Below are 15,556 nucleotides of genomic sequence, written 5' to 3' on the forward strand. Positions count from 1 at the left end.
AACCAGATCTTTATCTAATTGCGGATCAATGGCCATCGATGCTATTACGCCGACGCCCAGGCCTAACCGAACATAGGTTTTAAGCACATCTGCATCGGTAGCAGTAAACACAATCCGTGGCTCTAAGCCTTTCGCGGCAAAAGCGCGGTCAAGTTCTGAACGGCCGGTAAAACCAAAAACATAGGTAACAATAGGATGCTGGGCAACATCTTCTACAGCAATTTTGCGACCAAGTTGCGCCAGCGGGTGGTCCTGTCTGACAATGACGCTGCGATTCCAGTGATAACACGGCAACATCACTAAATCACCATACAAATGCAAGGCTTCGGTGGCGATGGCAAAATCGGCTTCACCTCGTGAAGCGGCTTCAGAGATCTGTTGTGGTGAACCCTGATGCATATGCAGCGACACTTTGGGGTATTTCTGCATAAAACCACTGATCACAGGAGGCAATGCATAACGGGCCTGGGTATGGGTCGTAGCAATATTTAGCTTTCCCTGATCAGGTAAGGTATGTTCTTTGGCAACCGCCTTTATGCTTTCGACTTTAGCCAGAATTTGTTGTGCTATTTCAATAACATCACGACCTGCTGGCGTAACGTGAGTCAGATGCTTGCCGCTGCGGCCAAACACCTGAATACCCAGTTCATCTTCCAGCATTCTTACCTGTTTACTGATCCCTGGCTGCGAGGTATAAAGACTCTCTGCCGTTGCCGACACATTTAAGTTATGGTTAAGCACCTCAACAATGTAACGCAATTGCTGTAATTTCATCTGGCCCAGGTCCGGTAAAGAATGATCACCGTTCAATATACCCGTCTTGCCAGATATTCCAACTAATTTTTATAAATGGCAATGCTATAACTTTTAGTAGCAAAAAAAATTAACAATTTACTGACAGGCGTTATCATCAAACCCCGGAGGCGTTATGCCAAACACCCAAGAAATTGACTTTGCCACCGTATTAGCTTGCAGTGTTCATGATATGAAGAATTCATTATGTATGGTGATACAGTCCGCAGAGCTAATTCAGGCTGAGGGTGACAAGCTGTCTGATGACGCCCGGGCAGAGCTGGCCAGGTTAAATTATGAAGCCAACCGGCTTAACTCCAATTTACTGCAATTGCTATCACTGTATCGTCTGGACCGTCAGCAATTACCGGTGCAAATTGATCAACATTACCTGAGCGAACTGTTCGAAGAGCTGCTGTTAAAAAACCAGTATTTTGCCATTCAGCAAGACATTGAATTTATTATTCAGGTTGAGCATGATTTACACTGGTTTTTTGACCGCGACCTGGTATTAAGTGTGCTCAATGATGCTATCGCTAATGCGCTGCGCTATTGCAGTCGACGCATCGTATTAAGCGCTGAGGTTGCACAGGGGCGGCTACAAGTTCAGGTAATTGATGACGGGCCTGGCTTTCCTGATTTTATGCTGGATAACGCCAACCCGGATATGCATAAACTTGATTTACGACATGGCCATACTGGTCTTGGCATTTTTTTTGCTAAATTAATTGCGCGTGCCCATCATAATAAAAACCAGCGTGGCCAGGTAACATTGCAGAATAACGGCGAATTATCTGGTGGAAGCTTTAGTTTAACGTTGCCCTGATTTGCAGAAAACTGTTCATTATCATCAAATCAGATTACTATCATTCATAAACGCGTATACGTTCAGAGGTCTGCATGCTGTTACCCATTATCATCTCGCTTATTATAGCTTTGGTGATTATTGCTGTTGTCGTTAACGTGGTGCAGCAACACAAAGCCCGGATAGCTGCCCTTAAACGTGCTGAATATACCAAGTTACGTCATATGCTGGATGATACCGAGGATATGCTGGCCAACACGGCGAATGTGCCGTTTACTCCGGCGCTTGCCAACATGCTGCTAAAACGCAGTGCTTACGCCCTGCGTGGCATGGTAGAACTGGAACAAGGCACCCGGGAGCTAAAGCAACGGCTGCAGGAAATTGAAAACAGATTAAAAGAACCCGTTGCCGCCGATCAGGTAACGTCTGACAACCTGACTCTACCGGATAATGATCAACAGTTAATAGGGCTTATTCGGGGGATCAAGAAACTACGCACCACGCTTCGCAGTGAGCATGCCAGAGGCAACATTGATACCTCTACCGTGGTCGCAGAAGATAAGCGCCTGGAAATTCTGCAATTACGCATTAACGTTGAGAGCCAAATTAAACGTGGTAAGCAAGCCCGCAGCAATAATATGCTTGGTTCAGCCCGTCAGTACTTTGAAAAAGCACTTACCTCTTTAAACGGCAGCACGCATCCTGATGATTATGTGATCAGTCGTAAAGCCGAAGTGGTGCAAACTCTGGAAGACATTGCGACCGAATTAAAAGCGGGTAATCTAAGAGACCGGGAAAAGAAAGAAGAGAAAGAGAACAAAGATATCGACGAGTTATTTGCGCCTAAACGTAAATGGTAGGCTGTAAATAAAGAACCAATATAAAAATGGCACCGTGCGGTGCCATTTTTATGTCAGTAGCTGATTATTTTGCTGCAGGTTTATCTTTGGTTGATACCACCCACTTGCCTTTCTCATACCAGGCCGCCCAACCCGTTGCTTTACCGTCTTTTTCGGTCATCACATACTGTTGTTTAGTTTTGCGACTCCACCTTACAATACTGGGATTACCGTCTTTATCTTTGAGCGGCGCATCTGCCAGATAATAAAACTTCGGCGAGATCCTATCGCGAAATGTTTTAAGCTCACTGACCAGCGGCGCTCTGGTTTCCCTGGATTTAGGGAAGGTTGAGGCAGCAAGAAACACGCCCGCGGCACCATCGCGCAACACAAAATGGGCATCAGATTTCTCACATTTTAGTTCGGGCAAGTGAACCGGGTCCTCTTTAGGAGGCGCCGCTTCCCCACTTCGCAACAATTTACGGGTGTTTTTGCACTCACTGTTAGTACAACCAAAGTATTTGCCAAATCGTCCTGATTTAAGCTGCATATCACTACCGCATTTATCGCACTCGATCAGGGGGCCTTCATAACCTTTTATTTTAAAGTTACCGCTTTCCAGCTCATAACCATCACACTCGGGATTATTACCACACACATGCAACTTACGTTGTTCGTCAATCAGATAGCTGTCCATGGCGGTACCACACTTTGCGCAGCGTTTTTTCTGACGCAGCGCTTCGGTTTCCAGCTCATCATCGTCCGTCACTTTCACTGCCTCATCCCCCGGCAGTAAGTTCATGGTCGTAGTACAGCGTTCTTTGGGCGGCAGGTTATAACCAGAACACCCCAAAAATACGCCGGTAGATGCTGTGCGGATCCCCATTTTCCGACCGCAGCTGGGGCAGTCGATATCGGTTAGCACGAACTGGTTGGCACGCATGCCACCCTGCTCGGGATCCTGCTCGGCGGTTTTTAATTTACCAGAGAAACCCGTGTAAAAATTGTCCAGTTCTTTACGCCACTGGCGCTGCCCTTTGGCGATGTCATCCAGGGTTAACTCCATATTGGCAGTGAAATCGTAATTCATTAAATCGTCGAAATTTTCTACCAGCCGATCGGTAACGATTTCACCCATTTTCTCGGCATAAAACCGTTTATTTTCTACCCGGACATAGCCTCTGTCCTGAATAGTAGAAATAATTGCAGCGTAAGTAGAAGGCCGGCCAATACCACGCTTTTCTAACTCTTTAACCAAACTGGCTTCGCTGAATCGCGCCGCCGGCTTGGTAAAGTGCTGCGCGCTTTGAAGTTGCTGTAATTGCAATTGCTGACCTGGTTTAACGTCAGGCAATTCGCTGTCTTCTTCGCCTTTACGTTTCACTGCAGGCTGCACTCTGGTCCAGCCATCAAAACGTAATACTCTGCCTTTGGCTTTTAATTCGAAATCTGCTGCCGCTACCGTAATATTAGTCACGTCGTATTGTGCTGGCGGCATTTGACATGCAACAAACTGGCGCCAGATTAACTCATACAATTTGCGAGCATCCGCTTCCATATCAGCTAAATCGCTGGCTAACACAGTTACATTTGAAGGGCGAACCGCTTCGTGAGCTTCCTGGGCGTTAGCCTTACTGCCATAGCTTATCGGCTCAGCAGTCAGATAATCTTTGCCAAATTTCTTGCTGATGTAATCACGACAGGCGCCGACTGCTTCTGTACTAAGATTGGTCGAGTCGGTCCGCATATACGTTATATGGCCGGCTTCATACAGGCGCTGTGCCAGCATCATGGTTTTCTTAACACCATAACCTAAACGGGTACTCGCGGCCTGTTGTAAGGTTGAGGTAATAAAGGGAGCCTGAGGCTTGCTGCTACTGGGCTTGTCTTCACGTTCTTTTATTTCAAAGGTTGCGTCTTGTAACCGTTTGACTGCGGCATCCGCTTGTTGCTTGTTGACGGGCTTAAAGGCTTTACCATTCTCTCGTACTACGTCCAGTAACAACGGTTTACCGGTATCAGTTAAGGTATCGGCGGCAAGCGTCCAGTACTCTTCAGGTACAAATGCCTTGATTTCACGCTCACGCTCGACCACTAAGCGCACGGCAACGGATTGCACTCTACCAGCCGATAAGCCTCGTGCTACTTTTTTCCACAGCAGTGGCGACACCATAAACCCCACGACCCGATCTAAAAACCGGCGGGCCTGCTGGGCATTTACCTGATCAACATTTACCTGCCCAGGTTCAACAAACGCATTGGTAATGGCAGACTTGGTAATTTCGTTAAAAACAACCCGCTTAAATTTCTCAGGTTCGCCACCAATAATTTCCTGTAAGTGCCAGGCTATGGCTTCTCCTTCGCGGTCCAAATCCGTTGCCAGATAAACCGTATCAGCCTTATCTGCCAGAGCTTTAAGTTCTTTGACTACCTTTTCTTTACCAGGCAAAATTTCGTAACGGGCTTGCCAGCCGTGTGCCGGATCGATCCCCATCCGGTCAACCAGAGCTTTATACTCTTTCTGTTCTTTACTCAGGCTTTTATCGGTAGTTCGGCTTTTATCTTTGCTACTGCTGGTAGGCAGATCGCGAATATGGCCTACACTCGATTTAACGACATAGTCGTTTCCTAAATATTTATTAATTGTCTTTGCTTTTGCCGGTGATTCGACTATTACCAGTGATTTCGCCATCTTAAAACCTGAATTCCCAAACTGAAGCCGCCTTTTGGCCGCCCTTTTTTAACATATATCCGCAAACCGCAGTTGTGACAAGTGAATAAACTCATTATTATGCAATCCGGGTCATTTTACAGACCCAGCGGCTATTTGATAGCCAACTCATAAATGAAGCATAAAAAAAACATAAGCGGCCGCAAAAACAATAAAAACAGTGCCCCTTCCAACAGAAGGATATAAAGCAAAAATGAAGTACTTTGAAGCAAATTTCGATGGTCTGGTAGGACCAACGCACAACTATGCCGGCTTATCAGTCGGCAATGTTGCCTCTTTATCTAACGCTAACAACACTTCCAGCCCAAAACAAGCCGCTAAGCAAGGTTTGCAGAAAATGAAGGCTCTGCATGACTTAGGTTTAGTTCAGGGCGTGCTGGCTCCGCAAGAGCGACCTGATGTTTATACCTTACGTCGGCTTGGTTTTACCGGTTCAGACAGTGAAATCATTGCTAAGGCAGCAAAGCAAGCACCTGCGGTATTTCGGGCAGTGTGTTCCGCATCCAGTATGTGGACTGCCAACGCCGCGACAATTTCACCCAGTGCTGATAGTGCTGACCATAAAGTGCACTTTACCCCGGCAAACTTAACGAATAAGTTCCACCGTTCACTTGAACCTCAGACTACCGGCAGAATATTACAAGCGATGTTTGCCGATCCGAAACATTTTGCCCATCACCAGCATTTACCCGATAACGATCATTTCGGGGACGAAGGTGCGGCGAATCATACCAGATTATGTAGCGACTACGGCAAAAAAGGTGTGGAGATGTTTGTATTTGGTCGTTATGCATTCGATCAATCCAAAGCAGCACCTAAACGCTTTCCTGCCAGACACACACTGGAAGCGTGCGAAGCGGTAGCCCGTTTGCATGGCTTAAGCGATGAGCATGTCGTGTATATGCAACAAAACCCCGAGGTGATTGATCAGGGTGTGTTCCACAATGATGTTATCGCAGTAGGTAATCAGAATGTGCTGTTTTATCATCAGCAAGCCTTTGTCGATACGCAAAGCAAACTGGATGAGCTCAAACGCAAGTTTGGCAATGACAGCGAGCTGTTCCTTATAGAAGTAAACAACAACGAAGTGTCGGTGCAAGAAGCCATCAACACTTATTTGTTTAATACCCAGGTGGTTACCCTGGCAACCGGCGAAATGGCGATTATTGCCCCGACCGAATGTCAGGATAGCCCTGCGGTAAGCCGCTACCTGGCAGAGCTTACCGGACGCGGCACGCCGATTAAGCACGTGCATTACTATGACGTTAAACAAAGCATGCGCAATGGCGGTGGCCCAGCCTGTTTACGATTACGGGTTGCATTAAGTGAGCAGGAACGTCAGGCAGTGAATCCAAACGTATTGATGAACGATACGCTGTTCGCCACCCTGAATAGCTGGGTGGATAAACATTACCGCGATCAGATTTCTGAAGCTGATTTAGCCGATCCACAGCTGCTGACGGAATCACGCTCAGCACTGGATGAATTAACGCAGATATTAGCACTGGGTTCGGTTTATCAATTCCAGCGTTAGTTAAAAATGAACTATAAAAAAACCGCCTGCAGGCGGTTTTTTTCTGCCCGCGCTATGGCGGGCATCAACACTATAAAGTATTCAGATTAATCAGTAACAGTACAGTTACCAACCGCTCCAAAAGGATTGCTTGGTGGCGGCGATGTTTCGGTGGTGACATCTTCACTCGCTACCGGCAAGCCATAATTACGTGAGGCCACGTTTTCCGTGCCAGACGCAGTTCCAGATACTTGCAGGCGCACGTCCATCCAGGCACCCACGTCTTGTGGATACTGAATATTAAACACTGCAATACCACTGTCATCCGCAGTCACTGTAGCCGGAACTGTGGCACGGTTACCCGGGGTAATCTGACCATCACCGTTGGTATCTTCTGACACTTCCAGAATACCATCCAGATTAACATCTTCGTTCGGGCAGGTAATCGATACTTCAGCCGCCCAGTTTCTGAATGCAGCTGGTGGTGTTGGTGATTTAACCCATACACCCTTGGAGTAAGATAAAGGAACCACTGCAACGTTTAATTGTTGATTAGGAACCGGATTACCTGAGCTGTCAGTAACAATGATTGAAAACTCTTTTGAATAGGTACTGTCGTTCGGCTTGGTAATGACGTTACCGGTACCGAAGCGAAAGAACAATGTTCTGCGACCCACTGCTATATCCGTTTGACCGACAATCGCATCGTTCGCAGCTAAAGCACCTTTAACCACAAGGTTCAGGCCCTCAACACCACCACCAGTGGTGCTATCTGCAGTGAACACAGTAGAAGCAACACCTTGTGAATTCGTCCGCGCCAGTACCGCGCTTAGTTGGCCGCCGGCTGCGTTATCCAAAGTGAATACCACATTCTGGTTTTTAACCGGATTATTGTTGGCATCCCGGACAATAGCCCGAACCGCACTGGTTTCACCCAAGCCAACCTGAGCCGGAAATGCCTGCACTTCTACTTTGGTTGGGGTCGTTGCCACAAACTCTACAATTTTTTGGGCATTAACACTGCTTTGGGCATCACCACCCTGAGCAGCAATGGTAGCTAACCCGGCGAAGCCAGACTGCACAAACACTCCTGCCTCACCAGCGGCATCGGTAGTCTGTGACACGGTAACATGCTCATCTACTAAGCCTGCAGCAGTTGTTGCAATAAAGCCGCGAGAGGTAGCAAAACTAACCGACTCACCCACATTGGGTGACGCATCAATCAGCCACTGGACGCCCAATGCCTGTGCCGTATTCAACGGTATCTCTACTACTTCATTTCCTTCGCCGTTTATTTGTTCAAAAACAAAAGTATCAGGACTGACATTCAGCTGAACATTGCTGGAAATGCCCAGAGCTGTAACCGTTACGGTATCAACACCACTGTTAACCCCGGTGTAAGTAAACGACGCTTTACCGCCCGATCCAACCGTTACCGGGTTGGTTTCACTTAAGCTGTTACCCAGGGCTGAGCTGACATCAAGTACGACTCCCTGGATACCATTACCACTTGAATCAGTGACAAACACATCAATTGTGGCGCTGTCGTTTAACACAACCGCTGCAGGAGCAGCAATTTGCAGATTAGTACCAACGACATCAACTACCAATTCTGCGGTTTGCTGCTGCACTCTGGCAATAACGGTAATATCACGATTATTGCTATCAGACAGGGTAGTCAGGGTTGCTTTAGCAATACCATTGCTGCCGGTTACCGTATCAACGATGGTGATTTCACCAGAGTCAGCAGAGAAGGTAACGGGAACACCCGCTAAAGTAACGTTGTTCGTATCACGAACTAACGCACTCAACTCAACTTTATCCGATGCGCCTGAACCAAGCAGAAGTTTGTCCGCGATCAAACGAATACTGCCGATAGTGACATCGACATCATCACCGCCGTCACCTGCAGAATTAAATACTGCATTGGCAGACACTTCACCAAAGGTTGCAGTAACCTGACCTGCGCCAGAACGGTTACCCACGTTAAGAGGGATTGTCGCTACGCCCGCTGCATTGGTTGACGCTGAGCCAGCATCGTTACCCAGCAAAGCAAGCCCATCACCTGACACTTCAAAACTGATTAGGCGGTTTGATACATTACCATCATTTGTTGCAGTTAAAGTTGCCGTAACAACTAATGGCGTATCTTGCGATAAATTATTTGTTTCAGTTCCAGCAGCATTAGTCAGGGTAAGCGCAAGGGTAAATACCGGAGTATTACCACCAGAACCTCCGCCGCCATCGCCGCCACTGCTCAAGGTACCGCCGCCACCGCAGGCAGCGAGCGATGTAATCATTAATGCAACAAGTAGTTGCCGGATGTTTCGCATGAAAACTCTCCCTAACTTTTTTTATATATAGTTTTTGTTAATTGCATCTTAAACCATTAATTATCACTACGTCACAGCAATTTTCAAAAAAATTTTTATCAAGCCTGCCCAATAGCGTTGCAAACTGATAGTCTTGTGACCATTCAGCACCGATAAATCACGAAAACAATGAGCAATAATAGAAAGTTGGGATTAACTGCCCGTATCGTTATCGGCATGGTTGCCGGTATCTTAGTGGGTTTCTTTTTTAAAGCTATTTTAGCCGGACAGGAAGAGCGGGTGCTCACTTTGTTTGGCATGGCATTGCCGCTGAAGGCTTTTTTTATCGATGGTGTTTTTCATGCTGGCGGCGAAATTTTCATCGCCAGTTTAAAAATGCTTGTTGTGCCGTTAGTTTTTGTCTCACTGGTTTGCGGTACCTGTTCATTATCAGACACCTCTACTTTGGGTCGACTGGGCGGTAAAACGATTGGTTTGTATCTGATTACCACGGCTATCGCCATCAGTCTGGCGATGACTGCCGCATTACTCGTTGGCCCGGGTAAAGGAGTTGAGCGCCAATCTGATGCCAATTTCGACGTGTCTGAAGCGCCCTCCCTTGCTCAGGTGTTTATTGATATTTTCCCCAGCAACCCTATCGAGTCGATGGCGCAGGGTAATATGCTGCAAGTAATTGTCTTTGCAGTGCTGTTTGGCTTGGCGATGGCGTTAAGCGGTAAGCCCGGCGAAAGGCTGGCAGCGGTGTTTAATGATCTTAGTGAAGTGATCATGAAACTGGTTACCATTCTGATGAACCTGGCGCCCTATGGCGTGTTCTTCCTGATGGCTAAGCTATTTACCACCCTGGGTTTTGAAACCATTAAAAGTCTGGCCATGTACTTTGGCGTGGTGCTGACGGTACTCATTTTTCACGGCTTGGTCAGTTACAGTATTATTCTGAAGCTGCTAACCGGTTTAAATCCGTTTATTTTTCTGCGTAAAATGCGCGACGCCGCGTTATTTGGTTTTAGTACGTCCAGTAGCAACGCCACTATGCCAGTAACTATGGAAACTGTGACTAAGAAACTTGGGGTGAAAAATAGCATAGCGTCTTTTACTGTACCACTCGGTGCCACCATTAACATGGATGGTACGGCGATTATGCAGGGTGTGGCCACGGTGTTTATTGCCCAGGTTTACCTGGTTGATCTGACCGTTGCTGACTATCTGATGGTGATCCTGACTGCAACACTGGCTTCTATTGGTACCGCGGGTGTTCCTGGGGTTGGTTTGATTATGCTGGCGATGGTGTTACAGCAAGTCGGCTTGCCAGTGGAAGGTATTGCCTTGATTATTGGTGTCGACAGGCTGCTGGATATGACCAGAACCGCGGTAAATGTTACCGGTGACGCCATGGTCTCCTGTATCGTTGGTAAAAGTGAGCAACAATTTGATCAGGCAACATTTGATGATGTAAATGCCGGCGTGAAAGACGAGAAAGTCGATTTCCATCATTTACGCCAGTAACACTTACCAAAAAAAACAGGCCTTCAAGGCCTGTTTTTTTATGCTTTAGGTAGTTAGCGCAGCCAACTCTGCTGCACCAGTTTTTGCCACCAGAGCGACAGCACGTTGGCTGAACCCATACCCACTTTCTCAGCCAGGCCTTTTTTAAGCTGGTAGGTAACCTTAAACACCCGATGGCTTGATAATTTCGTCATCAGATAGTCGTCACTGGTCTGGATCTGGTCAACTAATTGCAAATCCAGTGCCTGATAACCAAACCAATGTTCGCCAGTTGCAACCTGAGATACATCGAGCTGTGGTCGGTGCTGCTCGACAAAGCGTTTGAATAAACCATGCGTTTCTTCCAACTCCTGCTGAAACTTTTGTCTGCCCTTATCGGTATTTTCACCAAACAAGGTTACGGTCCGCTTAAACTCACCTGCGGTAAACTGCTCAAAATCGACATCATTCTTCTGTAAAAATTTATGAAAGTTTGGCAGCTGAGCAATCACGCCAATAGAACCTAATATCGCAAAGGGTGCTGCAATTATTTTAGTGCCGATGCACGCCATCATATAGCCACCACTAGCTGCCACTTTATCTACCGCGATGGTCAGGCTGATATTCTGCTGGCGCAGCCTGTCAAGCTGCGAGGCCGCCAAGCCATAACCATGTACTACCCCACCCCCACTTTCCAGACGCAGTAAAACTTCATCATCTGGCTTGGCGATAGCAAGAACGGCTGACACTTCTTCCCTTAATGACTCAGTCTCCCTGGCGTCCATGGAGCCATTGAACTCAAGTACAAACAAACACGGCAATGCATTGGGTTGTTGTTTCAATTCCTTTTGTTGTGATTTCTGCCATTGCTTAAACTTTTTTTTATCCAGCAGCCGTTCTTGTAACTCTGCTGTTTGCAACCGGTAATGTTTACTCAAATCGGTAAACTCCAGCTGACCTTTCTTCGCTTTCGGTTTATGGCTGGCATTTACCACAATGCCAACAACCAACCCTATCGCAAAAACGATAGTGGCTGCTTTAGCCAAAAACATGCCATATTCCATTAAAAATGCCAAAGTTACGCTCCTGTCTGAATGAAAAACTTATTGTATCCTGATCATTAAAAAGAAAAAGCCCGGCGCATAAAGCCGCCGGGCTTTGTTTTAACTTAACCAGTTAGTTTCCGCTAGCTAACACTGTAGGGTTAGATACCAACACTGCCTGACCTCTGTTTAAGAAGAAGGTCACGCTTTGTGTTTGCATTTCCTGAGTTGCTGCCGGGCTGCCAGCCGGGCTTAAAATAGAGCTATGGTTGCCAGCATTAAAGCGGGCAATGGCATTGCCCTCGTTAAGGCTCCAGCCCCCCGCAGCTGCCGGAATCGCAGCAGCATTTAATAAGCGGGCCAGCGGTTCAGTTCCGGCTAATGGCATTCTACCAGCAGCCAGCGCGGCTAATGGATTAAAGAAGCCATTCGGAATAACCTGATCCGGCAGATTGTTCATACCATCGCCCACAACTTCAATCATATACACTGGCGTTGAGCTGTTTACCATGCGCTCAGCATAGTTATTTGGATCGCCGGCGTCGGTTACCGTCTGCGCCGCGAATGCAAACTGGCTCAGCGTTGCTGAAACCCGTGCTGCCTGAGCTGCATTAGCGGGTTCAGTTAAGGTCATCAGGTACGCATTAACCACAGGTGCAGCACACCCTGGATAGCTGGCTGCGGTTGCTGCCGTTGGTACGCCACAGTCCGTATTTGTCGCAACATAGGTGACAAAGTGACTGGTAAGCTCTCCGCCGGCACCTAACATGACACTTGCTTTAATCAGCGGGCCAAACGCTGCTGAATCCAGCAGGAAGTTAGCCACTGCGCCACCAGGCATTGCCAGTGCAGCCGTTTCAACTTGGTATAGCGCATCTAACTGCGCATTGCCGGTACTGGTATTTGCCAGCGCCACCATACCGGTACCCGTTATCCCACCCAAAGAGTGGCCTAAAAACTGAACTCGACTGGTATCTAAATCAACACCTTGTGCAAAGTTTAGTGCTAAACGCAACGCCAGCATATCTGCAATACTTTGCCGTAAATTATCACGGGTAACCAGTAAGTTAGACAGATTCATATAGTCAGTTGCAGCGTTTGTCGACGCGTTGAAGGTCAAGGTTGACGTACTATTATCAGCGTTCTGAATTTCAGCAGTAAAACCACGATCGCCATGCAGCGGATGATCAATAGCTACCGTCGCAAAGCCTTGCGACGACAGAGTACCGGTAATTGCCAGCATATCCGAGCGACGTGAAGTAATACCATGTTGCAAAATAACAACCGGCCAACCCGCTTCAGGCATCGTGATGACATTCGCATCCGGCACGGTCATCTGCACATCAACCGTCTGGTAGCTGTTGATTTTCGGAATGGTGTTGAACTTAGTCAGGTGACGCGCCGGGTCAACACCTAAATCGCGTAATGCACCGCCACTAAACGCCTGGCAAGCCCCATCATTTTCAGATACTGGGTTCTCAGGTTTCATAGAAGCTGGCAACGCAGCAAGTGTCGCACCACTGTCACATCGAGCCATCCAGCGTGTATTAAGCGGCGCTCTTGGATTCGCTTCTGTAGGCATCCCCAGATAATAAGGAAGCGTTAGTGTGCCCGTGTAGTAACGGGCAAGCGTAAATGCCGGACTACCAGCAAAAGCCGGGTTCAATTGCGCTACCGTTAAGCCTGTATTGTTAACAACTAAAGCAGACGGACCGTATCCTGTTGGCGTTGGCGAGGCCATTAGCTGCTTTAACGTTGACAGCACTGCGCCCACAGATTGTGTGGTAATCGCCGCGGTGTAAATAATATTATCTTTATTGAGACCTTCGTCTCTGACCATGACATTTTCAAAGCTATTAATCACGCCTTGTAATGCACGCTGAGAAGCACTGGCTAATGGTAAGGTCGTTATATCCTGTTTAACCAGTTCATAGGTGGTAGAGGGCTTAATTGACTCGCCAGTACTATCCTGCAACACGTCGGTTAATGCCAGCAAGTAAGTGGTTGCACTTTCCAGTGGTTTTAACGGAATAACTGCCACGCTGTTGCCACGCCCGGCTGTAACAAAATCTTGTCCGAACTGCAGCTCTTCTATAATCTGACACGCTGCACCACGTGGTACTGAGGTACAGGATGCTTCAGGCGACGCCGGATCGCCCATTAACGCTTTAAATACCCGCACTGCGCCTGGGGCTTGTGCCGTATCTGCATTGAGCGTTACACCGGGTGCAAAGCTGAGGTCAATGGCGAATGGATTCTGGGTTGACCAGCCATCAAGCGCACCTAAAGCCACCTGTGGGTTGGTGTAATCTGGGTTAGCGCCACTGTCCAGCGTTAATGTACCGTCAGTGGTTCCCTGAAACAGTAAGTCATTTGGTACCGATACCCGACTTGCGGTTGGGTCAAATATCACTCTTGATGAGGGTACAACTGTTCCACCCGGTTGCGCAGCCTCTTGCTTTAAATCCTCTAAAGAATCACCGCAACCAGCCAGACCGACCGCTGCCGCAACAGCGATACTAATAGCAAGCTTTTTCATAATCTCTCCCCGTCCTAAACGCTTTATTTTTTTATTGCAAAGCAAAACCTTGCCTTGCTTATTACGAATTCTTTTTCGTTTAAAAGTGGCTGTTCCCGCAGAACAGCTACGACCAGTTAAAGTTAACTCAAAGTCTGACAGATCGCTAGCGCAAAAATACAGTTGGTAGCAAGAAAGATGCAAAATAGTTGTTTTGAGCGTATGCTTGCGCCGTTTTTCAACGCTAACAGGTTAGATTTTATGAATAACTACACTGCGCCGGCAGCGGCGTTACAAAATAAAGTTATTTTAGTCACCGGCGCCGGTGATGGTATTGGTCGTTGTGCCGCCCTCACTTACGCCAAATATGGCGCAACCGTTATTTTGCTTGGGAAAACAGTTAACAAGCTTGAAGCGGTATACGATGAAATTGTTGCTGCAGGCGGCGCAGAACCCGCAATTGTGCCACTTGACTTGAAAGGGGCGACATCCTCTCACTATAACGATATGGCGACCACCATAGCGCGTGAATTTGGCAAACTCGACGGTGTGCTGCACAATGCAGGCTTGCTTGGTGTGCTTAGCCCCTTTGAGCATATCAATCTGGCAAGTTGGCAGGACATAATGCAAATTAACGTCACCGGCGCCATGCTAATGACTCAGGCATTAATGCCGGTACTTAAAAAAGCACCAGCAGCCTCTGTTGTGTTTACCTCATCGGGCGTTGGCCGCGTTGGCCGTGCGTACTGGGGCCCTTATGCCGTATCAAAATTTGCTACCGAAGGGTTAATGCAGGTCATGGCAGACGAATACGCCGGCAGTTCTATCCGGGTTAATTGTATTAATCCGGGGGCGACCCGCACTGCAATGCGCGCTAAAGCCTACCCGGGAGAAGATCCGATGCGGTTAAAAACACCGGAAGATTTAATGTGGCTTTATCTGTATTTAATGGCCGACGACAGTAAATCTGAAAATGGTAAGTCACTTGATGCGCAGCAAAAATAACTGACGCTTGTCCCTTAAAAAAAACCGGTGATATCACCGGTTTTTTTAAGGGAATACGTTTAGTGTTTTTCGATAGCTAGCGCTTTTCTAATATCTCGCCATCGTTAGCTATTGCCCATTCATTCCAGATAGCAACTTTACTGTTGAAATTTTCAACGGCCTGCGCTGTGGCATCAGCAATCAGCTTATCAACATCTTTAGCGAATTTTTTATCTACCTTGGCAAGTGGAACTACCTGAATGCCACGTTGCTGCAAACCTTTCTTCATAGTATGGGTGCGAAGTAACTGCAGTTGACCATTTTCGACATAGAAAAACTGACTGTCTTTGTTTATCGTTTTAAATTTCGGCTTCACTGGCCTTTTTGAACTGCCGCTGTCAGTGCTCTCTGCCACCACCACATCGCTGCTTTGTTTATAACCAAGCTGCTCCATGGTGTAACCCTGCGCTTTAGCCAGTCCTTCAAGCTGAGCGATTAATTCCACTTCTTGCT

General features: G+C 47.4%; 11 protein-coding genes. 5 read left to right on the top strand and 6 right to left on the bottom strand.

The window, feature by feature from the left end:
• A partial coding sequence (cysB, locus tag ABY802_RS12615) for an HTH-type transcriptional regulator CysB (protein WP_372627494.1) occupies window positions 1-774 on the bottom strand: 774 nt, incomplete at its 3' end.
• A gap of 154 nt (window positions 775-928) precedes the next feature.
• On the opposite strand from cysB, the gene ABY802_RS12620 reads away from it, so the two are divergent.
• Window positions 929-1,618 (top strand): sensor histidine kinase, encoded by a 690-nt coding sequence (locus tag ABY802_RS12620; RefSeq protein ID WP_372627495.1) that lies wholly within the window; start codon window positions 929-931, stop codon window positions 1,616-1,618.
• A 74-nt stretch (window positions 1,619-1,692) separates the two neighbouring features.
• Entirely contained in the window at window positions 1,693-2,457 is a 765-nt protein-coding gene (locus tag ABY802_RS12625; protein ID WP_372627496.1) for a hypothetical protein, read from the top strand.
• A 64-nt stretch (window positions 2,458-2,521) separates the two neighbouring features.
• On the opposite strand, the gene topA is transcribed toward ABY802_RS12625, so the two are convergent.
• Window positions 2,522-5,128 (bottom strand): type I DNA topoisomerase, encoded by a 2,607-nt coding sequence (gene topA, locus ABY802_RS12630; RefSeq protein ID WP_372627497.1) that lies wholly within the window; start codon window positions 5,126-5,128, stop codon window positions 2,522-2,524.
• A 232-nt stretch (window positions 5,129-5,360) separates the two neighbouring features.
• Here topA and astB point away from each other — a divergent pair, with 232 nt between their 5' ends.
• Window positions 5,361-6,701, top strand: a complete 1,341-nt coding sequence (astB, locus tag ABY802_RS12635; RefSeq protein ID WP_372627498.1) for an N-succinylarginine dihydrolase — start codon at window positions 5,361-5,363, stop codon at window positions 6,699-6,701.
• Between the two features lie 86 nt (window positions 6,702-6,787).
• On the opposite strand, the gene ABY802_RS12640 is transcribed toward astB, so the two are convergent.
• On the bottom strand, window positions 6,788-9,013 hold the full coding sequence (locus ABY802_RS12640) for an Ig-like domain-containing protein (protein ID WP_372627499.1): 2,226 nt from the start codon (window positions 9,011-9,013) through the stop codon (window positions 6,788-6,790).
• A 168-nt stretch (window positions 9,014-9,181) separates the two neighbouring features.
• Between ABY802_RS12640 and ABY802_RS12645 the strand changes: the two genes are divergently transcribed.
• On the top strand, window positions 9,182-10,519 hold the full coding sequence (locus ABY802_RS12645) for a dicarboxylate/amino acid:cation symporter (RefSeq protein WP_372627500.1): 1,338 nt from the start codon (window positions 9,182-9,184) through the stop codon (window positions 10,517-10,519).
• 53 nt (window positions 10,520-10,572) lie between these two features.
• Here the strand turns inward: ABY802_RS12645 and sohB are convergent, their stop codons facing one another.
• Both sohB and ABY802_RS12655 read right to left on the bottom strand, forming a co-directional pair.
• Window positions 10,573-11,574: a protease SohB gene (sohB, locus tag ABY802_RS12650; RefSeq protein ID WP_372627501.1), complete on the bottom strand. Its 1,002-nt coding sequence runs from the start codon at window positions 11,572-11,574 to the stop codon at window positions 10,573-10,575.
• 100 nt (window positions 11,575-11,674) lie between these two features.
• A complete protein-coding gene (locus ABY802_RS12655; protein WP_372627502.1) occupies window positions 11,675-14,080 on the bottom strand; it encodes a VolA/Pla-1 family phospholipase in 2,406 nt (801 codons plus the stop codon).
• 240 nt (window positions 14,081-14,320) lie between these two features.
• On the opposite strand from ABY802_RS12655, the gene ABY802_RS12660 reads away from it, so the two are divergent.
• The gene (locus ABY802_RS12660) at window positions 14,321-15,064 is read left to right on the top strand and encodes a YciK family oxidoreductase (RefSeq protein WP_372627503.1); all 744 of its coding nucleotides are present in this window, start codon (window positions 14,321-14,323) and stop codon (window positions 15,062-15,064) included.
• A 76-nt stretch (window positions 15,065-15,140) separates the two neighbouring features.
• On the opposite strand, the gene ABY802_RS12665 is transcribed toward ABY802_RS12660, so the two are convergent.
• The coding region (locus tag ABY802_RS12665; protein ID WP_372627504.1) for an H-NS histone family protein at window positions 15,141-15,556 on the bottom strand (416 nt) is incomplete at its 5' end.

The organism is Arsukibacterium sp., assembly GCF_041616895.1.
Lineage (GTDB): Bacteria > Pseudomonadota > Gammaproteobacteria > Enterobacterales > Alteromonadaceae > Alishewanella.